General features: G+C 61.7%; 9 protein-coding genes and 1 pseudogene. 6 read left to right on the top strand and 4 right to left on the bottom strand.

Annotation, left to right across the window (positions count from 1 at the left end; genetic code table 11):
• The first annotated feature begins 225 nt into the window (after nt 1-225).
• The 5 genes and pseudogenes from ACZYYX_RS19805 to ACZYYX_RS19785 all read left to right on the top strand — a co-directional run.
• Nucleotides 226-1,185 carry a hypothetical protein gene (locus ACZYYX_RS19805; RefSeq protein WP_463816299.1) on the top strand — a complete coding sequence of 320 codons (960 nt, stop codon included), beginning with the start codon at nt 226-228 and terminating at the stop codon, nt 1,183-1,185.
• A gap of 331 nt (nt 1,186-1,516) precedes the next feature.
• Nucleotides 1,517-1,834 carry a hypothetical protein gene (locus tag ACZYYX_RS19800; RefSeq protein WP_463816298.1) on the top strand — a complete coding sequence of 106 codons (318 nt, stop codon included), beginning with the start codon at nt 1,517-1,519 and terminating at the stop codon, nt 1,832-1,834.
• Nucleotides 1,835-2,394: 560 nt separating this feature from the next.
• A complete protein-coding gene (locus ACZYYX_RS19795) occupies nt 2,395-2,973 on the top strand; it encodes a hypothetical protein (protein WP_463816297.1) in 579 nt (192 codons plus the stop codon).
• Nucleotides 2,970-3,503, top strand: a complete 534-nt coding sequence (locus ACZYYX_RS19790) for a hypothetical protein (RefSeq protein WP_463816296.1) — start codon at nt 2,970-2,972, stop codon at nt 3,501-3,503. The genes ACZYYX_RS19795 and ACZYYX_RS19790 overlap by 4 nt, the downstream gene beginning before the upstream one ends.
• Before the next feature lie 547 nt (nt 3,504-4,050).
• Nucleotides 4,051-4,259, top strand: a pseudogene (locus ACZYYX_RS19785) (AAA family ATPase); the annotation flags it as partial.
• An 82-nt stretch (nt 4,260-4,341) separates the two neighbouring features.
• Here ACZYYX_RS19785 and ACZYYX_RS19780 read toward each other — a convergent pair.
• Both ACZYYX_RS19780 and ACZYYX_RS19775 read right to left on the bottom strand, forming a co-directional pair.
• Nucleotides 4,342-5,964, bottom strand: a complete 1,623-nt coding sequence (locus ACZYYX_RS19780) for a GTPase domain-containing protein (RefSeq protein ID WP_463816295.1) — start codon at nt 5,962-5,964, stop codon at nt 4,342-4,344.
• Entirely contained in the window at nt 5,957-9,739 is a 3,783-nt protein-coding gene (locus ACZYYX_RS19775) for a GTPase (protein WP_463816294.1), read from the bottom strand. The genes ACZYYX_RS19780 and ACZYYX_RS19775 overlap by 8 nt, the downstream gene beginning before the upstream one ends.
• Before the next feature lie 467 nt (nt 9,740-10,206).
• Between ACZYYX_RS19775 and ACZYYX_RS19770 the strand changes: the two genes are divergently transcribed.
• A complete protein-coding gene (locus ACZYYX_RS19770; RefSeq protein ID WP_463816293.1) occupies nt 10,207-14,502 on the top strand; it encodes a sacsin N-terminal ATP-binding-like domain-containing protein in 4,296 nt (1,431 codons plus the stop codon).
• Nucleotides 14,503-14,580: 78 nt separating this feature from the next.
• On the opposite strand, the gene ACZYYX_RS19765 is transcribed toward ACZYYX_RS19770, so the two are convergent.
• The gene (locus ACZYYX_RS19765) at nt 14,581-15,909 is read right to left on the bottom strand and encodes an McrC family protein (protein WP_463816292.1); all 1,329 of its coding nucleotides are present in this window, start codon (nt 15,907-15,909) and stop codon (nt 14,581-14,583) included.
• Between the two features lies 1 nt (nt 15,910).
• Entirely contained in the window at nt 15,911-18,013 is a 2,103-nt protein-coding gene (locus ACZYYX_RS19760) for an McrB family protein (protein WP_463816291.1), read from the bottom strand.

Here is an 18,013-nt window from a genome sequence, read left to right as displayed (position 1 = left end):
CGTGAGTTGCGCGTGCTCGTGAGCCGATACGGAGGGGGACCGGTGGGGAAGGGAAAGAGGAACAGGCAGACGACGGCACAGAGGCGAGAGCGGGAGGCTCGGCGCCGTCAGGAGAGCGACGCCCGAAACGAACAAGAGGCAGCCGAGTTCGGCGTCAAGTTGCCCCCGAAGGCGCCGCGAGGGACACCGGCTCCACGACCGGATTTCTCCGAGGTTGACTGGGAAATGCTCAAGGCGAAGTATCCCGAGGACGCGCGGAAACTGCTCCGTTCCATGTTCATCGCGTTAATCAGTGAACGCGCCGCACACGCAAAAGCATTCCTGCCGTGGGGATTACGACCCAACCGGCCGCATCGGCAGAGTCGACTCGCCCACGACGACGCTGCGGTCACGCTTGAGGGCGAGAAGACTCTTGTCAGTTCAACCGCGTTATATCCAACAATGAACGCGAGCGAGAGCCTCACGGCGGCAGCCGAGGTGATCGCGTTCGCTCTCACTCAGGGGCAGATGCGAACATCAGCGACGGCGGCGCTGTGCCGCATTGCGATGGAATCGTCAGCCAAGACCATTTGGCTTATCAGCGAGACGGATACCGAAGAGCGGATTCGCCGCTGCTATGGGTTCCTCAAGGGTGAGCGTGGCCAGCAGGAGGGGTTTGAGAAGCTGGAGGCCGCAGCTTTGGAGGCGCGCAGCGATCCGATGGCTGAGGCGGACCTGGCCGAGTTTGAGAAGCGCCGCGCTCGTGAGGTTGAACGTCACGCCAAGATAGCGGCGCTGCCTGCGGATGCGATCATCGGGCCGACTGGGGGACCGATGAAGTTTGTTGAGAATGCCGAAGATTGGATGGACAAGCGCCTGCCGCGAAAGCCAGACCCCGACCTCGACAGGGTGATGCATCCGCGCAGCGCCAAGACCTTCTATTCGCTCGGCTCGGGATTCGTGCACGGCTTTAAGTGGCTGGCGGGGTACGTGTTTGACAATCACGAGTTAGACGACTCAGGCCTGTTGGCGGTCACGCTCGACGCGTTCGGAAACGCTCTGCGCATGACGGAGGCGGCGGTGTCTCTCTTCGAAGCGCAGTCCATTGGGCCGCAGCCGGACCCGAAGCGGATGCGCAACTATCCGAAGGGCCTCGCGGACATTGTCTCCGATCTGACCGCCGACTACCGGCTACAGGCTGACTAGAACCGCGCGAGCATGCGCCCAACGCAAGCTATCAGCCGCCGTCACGCCTGCTCACCGGGCCGCCCGCGGCACCGGGCGGCGGGCGGCCGTGCCGGGCTGCGGCATCAGCGGCTCGGCCGGGGGTTACGGCCGAGCGTAGCGTCGGTTCAATGATGCGATGGTGTTCGAGCTTGACGAGGCCGGGCAGATACGACGGCTCCGGCCGCATTTACGGCCGCTGCTTGCCGTCATCATGTTCGCGGCAGTGCTAGGGCCCAAGCTCATTCGGAGTTTCGGGGTGGTGCGCCGGGCGCTGTCGCCCCAGTAGGCCTGTGAGCCGCTGCTGGGTCCTTTGGACGGTCTCGACTTAGACGAGATCGGTCGGGGTGATCGCTGGCGGCGAATCTGGCCCCCATCACCGCCCGATGGACATCGCGTGGGCGCGAGCATCCGTGACGATTGCCGTAAGGCAGGAGTGCCGTTCTTCTTCAAGCAGTGGGGTGGGCGGACACCGAAGTCTTGGGGCGTCTACTCGATGGCGAAACCTGGGACGAAATCCTTCAGCGCTCGCTGGATGACAAGTCGCGCCGCGCCCTGGTGTCGTCTCTGTCCACACGCGCACCCGCTGCGCCTGCCGTCACTTGTCCGATCCGGAACTAGGCGACAGTAAAGCAGCCCTCCTGACCTGGACGCTCTCAACTAGTCGCGGACGCCTGTGAGCGTATCTGTCCGCGAATACCCGAGAGTGCCGGATGGAATCCGAAAGACATGAGAGTGTCGTGCACCGGCACCCCGGTCCAGCGTCGCCGGAGGAGCAAATAGTGGCCGGGGCTCGCTGAACGCGACGCGTGAAGCGTGCCAGGATAATGTACGAAGTCGCCAACTCATGGGCTACTCCAGTGATTCGTGCACCTAACGAACAAGGAAGCTGAAGTCGTGGCGAAGAAGAAGCTCGACAAACCGGCCCAACTTGGCAGCGTGGACCTTTGCACCGAATGCAAGACTCGTGCCGAAAGGCGAGCGCGTTCCTGCACAAAGAGCCATGTGAGCAACAGAGCTTTTCGCGGTGAGGAGCGAAAGATGGTGCTAACCACGTGGTTCTCTGAGTTTCCAATGGGCGGGCCGCGCCGTTAGCGGAGCGGATTCTTCGGTGGGTGAAGGGACATGTGCTGGAGCCGCCGGCACCGGTCACATAATTCTGGAACGCAGGCGTGATGTCCGATCCAAAAGATGTCGGCGCAGTGGTGCCGCCGGAGTGAGGGGACGCGATTGATGGACGACGCTCGTGGCGAGCAGCTAGCACGACGACGGCGGCTAACCAGGCCGCACGACTACTTCGACAGTGTTCCCAACCACAACGACACTCTTCCCGACTACAGAAGGTTGGCCCGCGAAACCGGACAGATCATCGCCGCCACCCAGCCGCTGGCGTTCAACGGCCGGGCTTTCTGGAAGCTCACCGACGCCGACAGTGGAGCACTCGTCTGGCTCGCATTCACCCGGCCAGATGCGCGGTCGGCGCTGGCGCGGCACAAGGTGTGGACACTGATCCCGCACCTGCAGGAATTCATGGCGAACTGGTTCGTGAGCGTCGACCACGAGCTCACCGATCAGAACCAGTGGATACATACAAACATCGACTTATATGAGGCACGCGAACTGGCACTACTGGTGCCGCAGCCGCTAGCCGAGGACATCCAGCGGATCACACGACCCGAGGCGGTGCTGACCCTCGACGACATCGACCGGCACAAAGTGACGACCGTACTGGGCAAGGGAACTGCTCAAGCGATGAAGACTCGGCGATGACTCACCTGAACAAACAGGAATTCCAGGCCTGGGCGTACGACGACCTACTCGCTAACACGACCCGCGGAGTGCTGGCCGAGTACATCGTGGCGAAAGCGCTCGGCATCCTCGACAACAAGCGCGTCGAATGGAACAAGCACGACCTCGACGTTGACGGTTTCGGGGTGGAAGTGAAATCAGCTGCCTACGTGCAATCGTGGAAGCAAACCTCGCCTTCGGCGATAGGATTCGGCATCGGCCCCACAATGGGCTGGGACGCCCGCACCAACACCTATGCGGTCAGTGCGGGGCGAAGCGCCGATGTGTACGTTTTTTGTCTGCTCACCAGTACCAATCGCGAACATGTCGACCCGCTCGACGTCGCGCAATGGAGGTTCTACGTGCTGCCGACGAGTGTTCTCAACCGTAAAGTGCCGGTGCAGAAGAGAATCGGACTCGAACCTCTGATCGCCCTCGATCCGACGCGGTGTACATACGACGAGCTCAAGGCAGCCATTCATGTGGCAGCAGCGGCCAATCGCGGCGGCTGACTGGAGCAGCGCGGATCAGATTCAGCCTACGGCGACTTCCGCCGTCGTATCGAGGCCGCTAGCTGTCCGATCCGGAACATTTCAATAGTTGGGCGAGAGCGCTTGGCTGCGCCACGGCGCTAACGTCACAGCGACGAATTGAGCTTGGGCTGCAGGGTTTCAAGGCCGCGACTGTCCGCCGGTGTCGGGTAGTTTTGGTCCGTCAATCGTCCCGGTCCGGCTGTCAGGTAGTCGCAGATTCAGGTCCGGCGCCATGGGGTTCGCCGGCTGCGCCTCGAGCGCGTATTCGGTGCATCCCGAGGCGATCCGGCCGGATGATCACCGTGACCGCCGCCTTGGACCGGATCCGCGCACACTGCGGCGACCGGCTGGTCCCGATCATGAAGGCTCTGGGGTGCAGGCGGACTAGCGTCCGATCCGGCGCATGTCAGTGCCGCGTCGGTGTTGGGGCAACAGTATCTGCACCGCCGATCCTCACCTGGAAGCACTTTGAGATCGATGTTCAGGTCGCCGACCTGAGCGCCTACGACGCGGTGTTCGGTACCCGGTGAGGTCGACAGACAAGCTCATCGTCCGCCAGGCCCGGCTGTTGAAGGCACCCCGCATCGCCGGACACTACGTCCGCCTGGCCGAGCAGGGCCGTGCTGCATCATGGTCGTTGGAGGACTACCTGGCAGCGGCGCTGGCGGTGGAGTCCCGGCGATCAAGACGATCACCGACTTCGACTTCACCGCCCAACCTGCCCTCGACCGTGCCCCGCCACAGGGTCGGTGTACCCGCACGAGCGGGTCGCCTGGCTATGTGCCGCTCAACCCCTCTGCACGTTGACACGCGATGATTAGGCGCCGCTCCGCAGGCCGGATAGAAGTGCTTCCCCTGAGGCTATTTGGCTGCGTAGCTCTCCGACCAGGTGGCGCAGGCCGTCGCGGAAGTCAACTTGATCGGCCGTGGCGTCTTTGATTCGTTGGCGGGCGTCGTCAGCCAGGCCGTTGAGCGCGTTAAGTGCCATGGTGTTCGCATCTTCGCCGACGCTGACGAGTTCGGACTGGAGCTGTGCGCGCTGTTGTATTGCCGCCTTCGCCGCACGCTGTCGGTTGGCGAATTGTTCTGCGATCACGGCCAACTCCGCAACTACAGAAACGCCGGCGGCTGCAGCGGCCATACGGTCAACACTGGGTGTGACTCCGGCACCGCCTGTTGCAGGCGAAGTCACCTTGAGACCGCGAGTCTGCTCGTAGTGTCGCAGTGCGCTCAGGACAGCATCGCCAACCTGACGCACTACGGGTGCGTAGGTCAGCTCATCGTCGGGTGCGGGCTCAGGTCCTGGTGGCTCATGCCGCAATGTCGCGGCCATTTCCTCGAACCGCTGCCAGTCCGGCCGCGTGCGTTCAGTCGCGAGCGTATCTCCGACGCTGCGTAGCAGCTTGTCAATGTCGCGTTCACAGGCCGCGTGCCAGGCGCCAAGAGATGTCTTCAATGCCTGGGCGAAACTCTGCGCCGGGTCGGGACTGTCCACCGCATCACTTACAGCCGCCGACACTCTGCCGCGCAAATCGGCCTCCGAGGCGCGAGTCAGCGTGTCTAGTTGCGCCAGCCATGATGCGCGTCGTTGGTCACCTTCGTCGCTGACGGCGGCGTTCTCCAGGCGCGCTGTGAGTTCTTTCCGCAACTGTTGAAGCACCTGCTGAAGCGAACATCTCCAAAACCTTTGTCCAGCAGAATTTCTGATGTCAGGGCGCAGCGCGCTGCCCAGAGCGGTGATCGCAGCGACCAGTTCCGAAATTCCGTCCCAGCTGCGTGATTCGTCCCAGATAGTTGGATCGGGATTACGATCCGTTCCTGCCATCTGAGCAAAATCCTGGCTGACCACGTAGACCGGCACGCTCTCATCGAGACTTAGGGCAGTCCTGAGTTCACCCTCTTTGTGCTTGCCAAGTGCACGATATCCGTCCGGGTCATCGTCGGGATCTATCCCTGCTTCGTCGAAACGTGAAATCACAAACCAAAGGGACCCCGGTGCCCAATCTTGCTGCACCAGTTCGCGAAGCACAGAGTATTCAGCGGTGGCCAGTTGCGGTGGCACGACGACGATACCGACGTCGGTCAGTGCGATAGCGTCGGATGCAAGGCCAGTGTTCATCTCTGCGCGAGCATCGGTGCCGCCCGAGACGAGTCCGGGGGTATCCCGCAACACGCAGCCGGCAGCGCGAATCTCATTGACCTCAAAGGTCTCATGTCGCGCACTAATCGTGAGCCAGGTCGGCGCCTCCTGTCCGAGTTCGATGAGCAACCTGCGCAGGAGCGAACTTTTTCCGGTGTCGTACGAACCGTAGATCGTCACGACGGGATCGCTAAACGCTGCGAAATCTTGCCAAGTTTGATCCAAGCGTTTGCCGATCTCGCCACCGGGAACTGCATCCAACCACTTCTTGGCGGCGTCGATATCGATGGGATCACTCATTTCCCGCTACCTCCCGTAGCTCCTGTGCTGCAGTGATAAGTTCAGCGGCAACCTCCAGTCGCCGTTCCAGCCGCTCGGCCTCCTGCTGCGCAGCACGATGACGTTCTTGGTACTGACCCCGGAGAAGTCGGACCTGTTCGGTGCGTTCGCTCAGATATGCCCAGGGCCCGTCTGATTCGGCGAGCAACAGCTGTATTGCGTCGTGCTTATCAGACTCCACCTGTTCGACAGCAGCATCGCGCTTGGAGTCCCAGTCTCGCGCCTTATTCGCTTGGTATGCCCAATCAGCTCCATCAGCGGCGACTGCGATAACGCCGAACACCACCCCGACCCGCCCGACTGCTTTGCCGGCTTTTATCGCACCCCATGGTCTGAACTTGTGACCGAAGAAATGGCCAATTTGTAAGGCTGCCTCGCGGTTACCGAGCACCTTGCCCAATTGGGCTCCGAACTTCGCCACCGGGCCAGCTACCCCAGCTGCCTGCCCGACGGCATCACCGGCACCACCTACTGAATGCGCGCCCGGCAGATTGAGGTTAGCGTCAAATCCAGCCGCAGCCTCTTCACGGCTGATCGCAGAAACATGCGATGCCGACCAGTCGTTGACCTTTGCGGTCGCCGTTTCCATGAATCTCTTTACGTCGTGCTCGGTTTCGCCACTGCGCCATGAATTGATCGCTTGAGCAAGGTCCTTCTCGTCACCAACAGCGACTGCCCGGATACGGGCAACGGCCTGGGTGACAGAAGGCGCGAGCACATCATCGAGTTCGTGTTCTAGTGACCGGTGCAGGTAATCCGCGTCCTCAAGGCAAATGCCCAGTGCTGCGATGAGAGAATCATGCTTGCCGGTTTCGTCGCGGTAGGCCGCGATGTCCGTGCGAGTACCCTGCCACAGTACGCGGAGTGCTGCGCAGGCTTTGTCGAATCCGGCAAGCGTGGTGGCGCTTGTCAGGTCATCATCGACCCACGACCGTAGCGCGACGACCAGTGCGGCTATCCCATCCCAGGCCCGGTTGACGTCGTAATCAGCTGCGGTAACCGGGTTTTGCGCGCCTACGCTGCCGAACGGATCGGCCGCGACACCATGGATATGCGTGGCGTCCACAACGATTCCGCGGGAGCGCAGCGCCGCGGTCAGCTCGGTCAGTTTGCGGTCACGGCGACTGAAGTACTCGGTAGGGGAGTCCAACGGGTCGACACCTAACTCGTCGCAACGGTTCACGATGAACAGCATGCGTGGCCATTTTCCGACAGCCGTCGACGTCCCATTCGCGATCGCTTGCAGTGCTGCGGTATCGCCGATGAGCAGGTTTACATGCAGCACGACAATTACTAGCGCGGCATCACGGACCCCGGCCAGGGCCAACTCATCGTGGTCGACACGTCGACTCTGAAATCCCGGTGTATCGACAATATCTACGCTGCCCATGGGATAGCGGTGAACTTCGTCGGTGGTCGCATCGGCGCGAATGTGCAGAGACTCGGGCACTTCGATGCCGAACTCAGTGAACATCCGCTTGATGAAGGAAGACTTTCCAGCGCTGTAGTCCCCGGCAACGACGACCGCCGGGCGCGCGAGAGGCGCGGCGAGGTCAGTCACCCCGACGAAGGCCTGGTCGGCTGCGGCCGCCTCCGCCACCTGCCGTAGCCACGCGCGGACGGACGAAGTTTCGGGATGGGCGAATGCCGCCCCTATTGCATGACGCAGTGCGGCGGTGTCCCCGTCGTTGCGATGCTCACAGATGTCCGCTGAATCTGTTGGGTGGTAGCGGAGTTCACTGGATTCGTCCTGATCGAACCAATCTTCGCCGAGCAGGAAACTCCTTGACCCACGCCCGTCATCGCCGTCTCGGCTGACGTCTAGCAAGCGGTAGGCAGCATCGAGCAAGCGCAGGGGCGGCGTCTGCGCGATCGATGATGCTTCCGCGCGGAGACGCGCGGTGAGAGTGCCGGTGTCGTTGTTCAAGTCGGTGAGTGCGATGAGTTCGATGAGGGCGGGACACAAGAACGGTGCAGCGGCTATCCACGCAGATGCCGAGGCGCCCGAGGCAAATTGGCGCTCAATGGCGTCGAAGGTTTCGTGGATAGCGCGGCGTCCTTCGCGGGCTGCTTTCGCACGCGCTTCGGCCTTCTCACGAGCTGCATCACGACTCTTGTTGCTTCCGAACCAATTTGTGATCGCTGCGGCCGCACCGACCCCGATACCAGCGGCAATCCCGACAGGCCCTCCCAGCAGGAAGGGCACGGCCATCGCCGCCACTCCTCCTGCCAGGCCACCACCTCGAAGCAGGTTTGCGAATAGGTCGGCGGTATCTCCCGCGTCGCCACTCAAACCGGCTTTCCCGTAATTCGCAGCTTCACGCAGCCGCAGCTCCACACCGGCCAACGAGAGCTCACGTTCCAGAAACTGCGCCGCTTCGATACCCACTCGATCGAGTGCCCCAGCGAGTTCCTCGTCATCGAACACCCGCCCGACGAAGGTCTCGGCGTTGATCGTCTTGCCTTCGTGGAACGCCTGATGTTCCAGGTCTTTATAGCGGCGCAGCGCGTTGTTGCGGGCTTCGGCAAGGTGTGGTTTGAGAAGGTTGCGAACCTGTCGAACCAATGAACCATCGGTCGGCGCCTTGTAGGGTTTGCGCCGTGCGCTCTCTGCGAGGGTCAACAGATCGGCATGCCAGACGCCATCATGCAGATCACGTGTGCGCTCCTCAGCCTCCAGGTAGCCCAGCACGTTCAGGTATTGCTGGGTGAGCCGATCGAGCTCTTTGACACGCTCGCCGATGCGCACCCGCAGTCCTTCAAGCGACGTGGCTTCATCGGTCAGGCGCGCGCGGATGCCTTCCCGAAGAGACTTCAGGCGCAGCTGCGATCCACCCGCGATAATGCACGCAGTCAACACACTTTCCAATGCCGCAAAGTTTGACCAGCGTGCCAGGTAGTCGATTCCGTACCGGTCGCGATCGTCGTGGAAGTTCTGCTCGGCAGGACCCTGGTATGGAGTGGTGGCCCTGGCGAACAAGGCTCGCCTGCTGGAGATAGCGACGACGGGAACATCGTCGAGGCCGATGTTGTCCAATTCGACGCGAACATTCTCGGCGTGTTGGGCCACAGGTTCGGACATGTTGCGCCGAGCAGCCTGGCTGGACACCCGAGCCGGGTGGCGCCAACGTGGGTTTCGTACATTCAGAACGGCCACGACCGGCTTGCCGTAATGGGTCACCCAGTCTGCGACTTTCGCGAACTCGCTGGCCTGTTGGCTCTGGGTGTCGAAACACAGCAAGACGACATCGGCGATTTCCACTGCCTTACGAGCTGTCGTCTCCAGTTCGTCGCGACTTTTCCGGCCGCCCCAACCGTTTATTCCGGGGGTGTCGTAGAGGCGGCAGCCGCGCCATCGAATGGACTCAACCGTCGTTGTCCAGTCAGACTCCCCGAAGGGTGAAACAGCTGAGCCGTCCAGTTCGCCGAAAGCGGACAACAGCGTGCTCTTGCCGGCCCCTGTCCGTCCGAAGAACGCGATGTTGAAGGTCGACAGCACCCGGGACTGCTCAGATAGATGATCTGATAATCCCTGGTCAAAACGCAGCCGCATCTGAGCGAATTCGCTCAGCAAGGCATCCGAATCGCCATCCCGAACGAGCTTGACTCCCGCCGCGTTGTAGGCCCCGACTGCGCCCTCGACAACAGATGCGAGCTTCGCTATCTCGTTCTGGCCCAGCTCCAGGGCGTCGGCCAGTGCCTCATCGAATGAACCATCAGGTTCCGTGGTGCACATGACGGAAATCCCCTCGCCCCTGGGCCGTGTCCACAACCAGCAAAGCAAAGCACATACCTCCGACTTGATTGTCGGCGGCGGCTTGAAGTTGCCTAGGCGGATGCGCCGAGGACAAAAGACCTCCCGGAGTCTTCCGATCGACGGACTAAGGGATGGTGCGCCGTCGCGGTTCCGCTTTGTCGAGGATGTTGTGTCTGTCAGTCGCTGTTAAAGCGCAAGACCGCGGTCGCCCGTTATCCTCGGCTCGACACCGACTGCGCAATGCCTGGCCAACCCGCGATTGAAGGATCGGCGGGAATTCGGTGTGGCGAGTTGATCCGGTCGCTGACACTACAGATAGTGTGACGATCGGATACCCACGTAGCGGCGGCCGGCCTAGCGCGGGTTTTAGTCGGGGGCTGCTCTTCGGGCTCGGTCTTGTGGCAGTGGGGGGTGCGGCCTTGTCCACGGAGTCACCCCGTGAGCGCGTGGCGAGTCTGCTGCACGAGGAGCTGGAGACCGTTCGGGACAGCGTTAGGGGTGGCCGTGCACGCCAGTCACTGAAATCGCTCGCCGAGCGGGCCAGCGCCGAGGACTTGGTACGCGACCAATATGCCGGGCGATATCCCTTCGAGCTGATCCAGAATGCCAACGATGCCGGCGCGGACGGCCGCACGTCGGGTGGAACCGTCGCGTTTACGCTGACCGACACTGCCCTGTTCGTGGCCGATCAGGGCACCGGCTTCGGAATCGACCAGGTTGAAGCCATCTGCGGCTTTGCGAACTCATCGAAGGACCCACGTAAGTCTATTGGCTACAAGGGCCTGGGCTTCAAGTCGGTCAAGGAGATCACCTCCGCGCCGCAGATCTTCGCGCCCGATGTCCAGTTCGGCTTCGACGGACTGCGCGCACAACAACTGGTTTGGGAGGCCCTCGGTGCAGCCGGCGACCTTCCAGCGGTGCCGTACTACGCCTTTCCATTTCCGATCACGCCGGATGACGCGGGGGACGACCGCAATGTGGTGGTAGACGCGCTATCGGCGGGCTTTCGCACAGTGATTAGGCTGCCGTTCCGTGACGATGTCAGCCGCGAAGCGGTCGACCAAACTCTTCGCGACACGTTGCACCCGCGAGTGCTGCTCTTTCTCGACCACCTGGATCGGCTAACGGTCGCGGGGACATCGGCGGATTTCGTCGCGACCGCCGCTCGCGGTGACGATGGCGATTGCACCGAGGTGCTACTGGATTTTGATGATCAGGTCGAGCACTTTCTAGTTTTCGGCGCCAAGAGAAGCATTCCCGACCACAAACTGGTTGCAGATCTTGGGGGCGCGTGGGAGAAGGTCGACGCGGTGCGGTTGTTCGCGGCGGTGCCCCTGGCCGAGGACGGCCTACCCGACACCGGTGGGTCCGAGTCTTTGCACGTGTACTTCCCAACGGAAGAGGACAGCGGGCTGTCGCTAGTTCTCAACGCGGATTTCCAACTTGACGCAGCACGGTTACGAATTGCCAATGCGCCCAACACCCTTGGATACACCGGATGGCTAATCGACGAGCTGGCCGGGTTCGTCGCCAATACCGTCATCCCAGCGTTACTGAGCCGCTTTGAGAATCACCCGCGCGTTACGGCGGCCGTCCTCTATCCAGAACCCACCGGAATGTGGCCGAAGCGACTGCGGCAGCGCCTCGTTCAACTGTTGGCGGAATCCCCCTTCATTACGTGCGCCGATGGCAGCGCGCGCCGCGCAGATGAGCTCAACATGCTGCCGTGGTCGGTGCCCGACGTCGCTTTCTTTCAAACTCTGCTGCCCGATGACATCGAACGGCTCGTGCATGCTGACCTCGATGCGAACGGAACCGAGCATGAGATCCTGCGCGATGGCTTCGCGGTGCCGGAACTCGGCGGGGAGAAGATGTTTGCGAACCTCAAATCCCCTGCCGCGGAGATGGTTACTCGCTATTACGAGGCACTGGTCGAATGGTGGACCGGTGCCCCATCGTGGGAAAGCGCGTGGCTGGAGAATGCGACCTGTGTCAGGCTGGACGGCGGCGGCTGGGCGAAGCCGGACGAGGCATTCCTGCCTCAACGCGGCGAGCACCATCTGCCAGCCGGTGTGCCGGTGCCCATCGCAGACATTCCTGAAGTACCCAGCGCCGAAGCCATGCTCAAACGGGCGGGTCTGCAGACCTTCGGGTGGCGGCCGGTCATCATCGACTACTTAGTACCGATTCTGACGAATCCGGAAGCGGCAGAGACAGAACGGGCTGACGCCTTGAACCTGCTCCGCGACTACCGCGGAACCGATGGCCATGACGCCGCGGTGCAGAAGGAGGTCGGAGCCATCCTGCTGCGGGCGGTGGCCGGCGATGGTGACGCCCAGACGTTGGTTCCCGCGCGGCGGCTCTATTTTGGCGAGGACTGGAAGCCTGCGACCGCCCTTACCGAGTTGTATGGTCCGTTCGGGCGCCCTGAGTTCCTCGCCGAACCGCTGCCCGCCGATCCGGACCCGCTTGACGGTGAGATCGCATTCTTCTCATGGTTGGGCGTCGAGGACAAACCGCGGATCTATGATCGGCGTCCGGCCGAGACCAAAAACCCTCCGCCGGATTACGCCAAACCGTCGTGGCAGTTGGACTCCGCCTGGATGCGCACGCCTGGTTACCAAGAAGCGGCGAGGTGCCCGCAGGGCCACCCGAAGAGTCAGGCGTTGCGCAGCTCACCCTGGATTGATCGGCTCGATGCGATCATCGATCGGGGAGACGTTGGGCAACTTTCGATGCTGTGGAACGTCATCGCACGACACTGGGGCCAGTATGCCGCGGCGCTGCAGGCCGAATATGCATGTTCCGCAGGGGCTCACAGAGGAGGTGCACCCCGCCGGCGCTTCCCCTCATTGGTTGCATACCTGATGACCTCGAGCCCGTGGGTTCCCACCCTCAGGAATGGAGGGGAATGGCTGCAAGTCCCGGGCAGCTTGTGGCACCTCCCTGACGATGCTCCCGTCGCAATCACCGACTTTTTGCCTGCCTTGGCGCCGCGGCTGGTGAGCAAGCGGCCGATGTGCGACGCGCTGGGCGTGATCGACGGCAAGCAACCCGGCGCGCTAGACCTGATCGAGATACTTCGACAGTTGGGTAGCGAAGCCGAGGAAGCTGGCGGGCAGGTAACGGCGAGCGCGATAGACATCGCGCTCTGGACGATGCGGAAACTCGACGGCGTCGCCCAAGATATCCCGAGCGGTGAAGCCGAGGACATCCCGTTGTTGGCGAGACGGGATGGCGCGCCGGTCTTCGACCTGCGCCCATACGTCACTTCCGACCGGCTTGCCGAAGAAACGTGGCAAGACATCCTTCCGATCTACGCCGGGGACCGAACTGGGAGAAATCTGCTTCAAATCCTGGAACTGCCCGTTCTTGAGGAGCAGGTGACCATTGAGCCGTATGCGATAGGACGCGATCCCATCGTCGAGTCACGCACCGTCAGTAGTTTCGAGATGGTGATGCCGCAACTCCTCGCGGTTGCTGTGCAGTTGGCACCGTCGTTACAGGTCGAGATAAGCCGTAAGCTCAACGGCCTGAAAATCTCTTGTGTGCAGGAACTCTCACTTCAGTACCAGCTCGACGGCAAAATCCGCATCGCCCCCGCACCGACTTCCTACATCGTGCACGACGGCGCACACCGCAGTACTGCCTACCTTGCGCTCGATCGAGAGACAGGCGGACTCGATTGGTTCTCCTTTGCTGCGCAGCTTGCGCGCCACATCGATCTTGACGAAGCAGGTGATCGCTTCGCCATCTTGCTTACCAATCCACAGGGCCGCTCACAGTATCTGGCCACCCGGGGTATCTCAGATGCGGATATCGTTGCTGCACAGCGACTTATATCCGACAACCCGGTACCCGATGAGCCCGCGGCGGCTGTCGATGCGATGGCACCGGAGACCCCCCAGCCTCAACCGGAACCCCATGCCTATAGCGCAGCGGGCGAGGAACCCCAGGAGGTATCGCCGTCCGTCGCACCCACCGAAGGCGCTGCACTCCAACCAAGCTCGGGTGCGCCCCGCGGTGATGGAATTCCGTCGCCAACGCCGGATGACCGCACAAGCCGGGATGATGGTCTGTCGCCGGGCGATGCCCCTGACCGCTCGAGTCAGCCTGCCAGCAGCCGGACATCTACCAACGAGAAGACCGCTACCCGATCCTCTGGCGCCGATGACGACGAGGAGATTTCATCCAGCTCTCAATCTCCGCCGGGTAAGCAGCGGAAGCGCTCCACCGCCAAAACCACCGCGGGTGTGGTTGATGCGGTAGATGACCAGAGCCCCCAGGGTCGGTTCTTCTCTTACGTCATGCCCCGCGAAAGCCCCGCTCGGGACGCGGCAGACCCCGGGGAGTCGATCTCGCTCGACGTGTCTCGCGCCGGCGTCGCGCGAGTGCTTGACTACGAACGATGCGCCGGCCGGGATCCTCGCGAACAACCCCACAACAATCCGGGGTTCGACGTGGCCTCCCACAATCCCGACGGCTCCGTAGCGCGCTACATCGAGATCAAATCGCTCTCGGGCCGCTGGGCGGAGCGTGGTGTCGCGATGTCGCGCCGGCAAGCCGCAGAGAACGTCGACCGCGGTCAGGAGTTCTGGCTCTACGTCGTGGAGTACGCCATGGACGATTCGCGGGCGCAGGTCTTTCCGATCCACGATCCGATATCGAAGGCCGGTTGGTTCGTGTTCGATGTCGGATGGAGTGCGCATTCGGAGCCGGACAACCACGATGCGACTTCCTGACTACGTCCGTTCCTCCCACGCTCGTTTCAGTCGAGCGCTCAGCACCCCATTCCCTGTGGCGGGACACGACTACGGCACCTAGCGTGTTGGTGCGTCGACCAGGGGGTCGACGATGGCGAGCCCGGTGACATTTCTTAGCATTCCTCGTACCCGGTGGTAGGCGGCAGTCGTGTCGCCCGACCCGATGTCGTCGAGTGCAGTAGCTACATCCAGGCCTTCTCCGCGCAGTCGTGCGGCGGTGACGCCTGTCTTTTGTTTGATGCGCAGCGCCGGTCCGGATGTCTGGGTAGTCGCCGCATAGATCACGCCAGCGGTGTTCTCGTCGCTGCTGGCGAGTGCATAGGCGTAGGTAAATAGCTGGTAGACGTCGGCGGAGCTGACCTTCGCAGTGCCGTACAGCTTGTATTTGATGTCGACTGGTACCTGCCGGTTTGAGCTGTCCTCAGCGATCATTAGATCCGGCCGGATGCTGCTGTATGTCCGATTGGTCGATTCATCGATGACGACAGTTCGGAAGCCCGCCTGTGCGCTGCTTCGAAATCCGGTACCAGACAACGCGTGCTCGACGATGGCCGAGACGAATCGTTCGAAGATCACGTTCATGTTGACCATGAAAGCGTTCACACCTTGGTGGCTGGCGCTGTGCAGATTGTTGAGTGCTAACCCGCGCAGTATGAGCAGAGCCACGTCGTGGGCAGCCCGGTATCGGGAATTGCGCCGTCCGTAGTGGATTCGCTGCTCATACCAGTCCGGGTCAAAGGTGGGTGGTTGACAGATGTCTCCGATCACTCCGGCGAGCATGCGCGCTTCGTTGCGCAGCGCGGATGCTCGAGCATGGGTGGCAGCTGCGGTCAGCGCAGCTTCCAGCAGTTGATTCTCCGCTATATCGCCGTCGTACTCATCGAAACTGCATTCCAGTTGGTGAAGCGATCCATATCGCTTCAGGAACTGGTCGCGCATCCGCAGACGGCCGCGCATGACGGCCAATGTGTCCTCTGTCGGCCGGTAGTCACGAAGCAGACCATCCCGAATCAGCAGCTTGGACTCGCCGACGAGCACCCGGACCAGTAGCTGGAACAGGTCATCGCCGCTCACGGCAAGCTGTTGGTCGGGTGGCAGGTGGGCGAGCAGTCGCACGCCGTCGCTGTACTCGATCATTTGCAGCACTCGCAGCGTGCCACCGACAAGCTTTGGTAATACCCGGATTTCGACCGATGAGAACCGCACCACGCCGACCCACGACGATGCTTTCACATCGACTCGCCCGTCGGCGAGCCACCGCACGTCTAGGCGCGCGTCGATATCGCCGGCGGCAGCCAGTCGGTCAGCGAGGCTCAGATCGGCCGATGTAGGTGCTGCAGTGCGAACGCGCGTTGACTCGTATTCGACGAGGTCGATGGTCTGCATATCACGCCGACGCGCTTCCGAACTTGTTCGCCAATTCCGCGCATAGAGTTTCCGGGTCGTTGGCGACCTCGGCGATGCGCTGCGCCTCGACATCGATGACGCTGCCGACCAGATCTGCCAGAGCCGCGTAATCCTCGAATAGGTACTCCTGAAGTAGCGGGAGTAACTCGTATCGGAAAACGGCGGCGAAATCGTCTGGCGTGTCGATGATCTCCCCGTGCTGGAAGAACAATGCATGACCGATCTGCTTGTCGCGGCCGAACTTCTGGCGAATAGCATCATTCAGTCCGTCAAGGAATGCATCGAGGGCCAATGCGCCGACCGTGCGACCCTCCAAGAGATCGCTGTCAGGTAGCAATTCGATGAACTGGAATCTTCTGCGCAGAGCGGTGTCTATCAGATGGATGCTGCGGTCGGCGGTGTTCATGGTCCCAATGACGTACACGTTCTCGGGAACCGCGAAAGGTGCTGCGCTTTGCGGCAATTGAACTGTCAAGCCGCGTTTGTCCTTCTCGATGAGGGTGATGAGTTCACCGAAGATCTTCGGTATATTGCCGCGGTTGATCTCGTCGATGACGACGACGTAGGTGTGTGCAGGGTCTTGCCGGGCGGTGTTACAGACACGTTTGAAGGTGCCATCGGACAGCATCAGGTTCATCGCGCCACTGGCCGACTGTTGTGGGCGGAATCCTTCGATGAAGTCCTCGTACGCATAGGACGGATGGAAGGTGACCCTAGTCAAGCGAGCGGACTTCTTGGAATCGGATGGCGGCATGGATAGGGCGTGCTCGCGCGACTTCAACAGGTCGTCGTCGGCGAGGACAGCATTGGCCTTGTCGTTGCCACTTCCGCCGTCGAGGAACCAGACGGCAGCACGGCGTGCGATGTATGTCTTCCCGGTACCGGGCGGCCCGTAGAGGATGATTTGGCCACGTCGTCGCAGTGCCGCCTCCACATCCACGTACTGGGCGTCAGCGTCGACGGGCTTGGGAGTTGGGCCTTGTCCGGTTATCTGTCGGAGCAGCGTTGCAGGCACCTTGGAAACGGTTGTTGTAGCCCAACCCTTTACCGGCGAAATGGGTTTGGCTTGGGCAGTATCCCAGTCGATGCCCACGGTGTGTTTGAAGTGTTCGCGTTCAGGTCGCCACACGTAGCCGGTGTCATTGACGGTGCCCACGGCCAGGACTTCGGAGACGCCGCGATTCGCGATCACCGTGTCCCCAGGTTGAAGTTCCACAAGGGTCCACAGTTCATTGGCTTTTCGGCTCACCTGATGTTCGACCCCGTTGTACGGATAGTGCTCGCGGAAGGCATCACGGAACGTTTCCTTCGTCTCGTACTGGCCGAGGTCGCCGACGTCGTCCCACCCGACACAGATATAGGAATTCTGAAGACATTCCGGCCAGAACATGCCCCGCTCCCCGGGAGCGATTTTGACGACCCGTTGTGAGGGACGCGGGTCGTGCCAGTGGTAGAGGAAGTGTCCGAGTTCCTGATTGGTCATCTCGGACAACTCTGGAATCTTGCGGAGCGCAGCGAGCAGTTGCCGATTGCCGCGCACCACCGACGTTGACGGCGGTTCGTCTCCCAATACTTGCAGGAAGTGGTCAATAGCTGCTCGGGACGACACCGGCACGAGCTCGGCCGGAAAGTACATGTACAGCAATTTGGTACGGACCGCGGGCGCACCGGTAAGCGCCTTGATTTCGTCGACGCCGTCGAAATCGGCTTGAGCTGCGAGGTTGAGCATGTCGACGAAGCCGGCCCGGATCGTGTCCCAGGCCTGTTCTGGCGAGTCGTACTCCTTTGGGAATCGCCAGGTTCCGTCTTCTCGACGCCGGTATATCAGGTGCTTCGAGGACGAACCGCCTTTGATGCTGCCGATGTCGAGAGTTTTGTACTCCAGCCAGTACGACACAGTGTCCAGGCTGGGCTGACCTAGCGCATAATCTTCGAGCGGCAGTGTTGGCCAGGCACCGATAGGGAACCGCTGAACGAACTCGCCGCGCAACTTCTCAGCCTCGTCTCTCCGCTTGGCGGCTGCCGGCCCCCTCCAGGACACCAATGCTTCGACGATGCTCTGCCGCGCAGTCTCCGTAGCCAT

The sequence above is a fragment of the Mycobacterium sp. IDUB_1 genome (assembly GCF_055419625.1).
Note: the sequence above shows the minus strand (reverse complement) of the source record. Positions and strands in the feature narration are given on the sequence as shown.

Bases quoted from the DNA above. Each gene is read 5' to 3' on its own strand.
- ACZYYX_RS19805 (WP_463816299.1), top strand. From the start codon at position 226: ATGCTCAAGGCGAAGTATCCCGAGGACGCGCGGAAACTGCTCCGTTCC.
- ACZYYX_RS19795 (WP_463816297.1), top strand. From the start codon at position 2,395: ATGTCGGCGCAGTGGTGCCGCCGGAGTGAGGGGACGCGATTGATGGAC.
- ACZYYX_RS19790 (WP_463816296.1), top strand. From the start codon at position 2,970: ATGACTCACCTGAACAAACAGGAATTCCAGGCCTGGGCGTACGACGAC.
- ACZYYX_RS19780 (WP_463816295.1), bottom strand. From the start codon at position 5,964: ATGAGTGATCCCATCGATATCGACGCCGCCAAGAAGTGGTTGGATGCA.
- ACZYYX_RS19775 (WP_463816294.1), bottom strand. From the start codon at position 9,739: ATGTGCACCACGGAACCTGATGGTTCATTCGATGAGGCACTGGCCGAC.
- ACZYYX_RS19765 (WP_463816292.1), bottom strand. From the start codon at position 15,909: ATGCAGACCATCGACCTCGTCGAATACGAGTCAACGCGCGTTCGCACT.
- ACZYYX_RS19760 (WP_463816291.1), bottom strand. From the start codon at position 18,013: ATGGCTACGGAGACTGCGCGGCAGAGCATCGTCGAAGCATTGGTGTCC.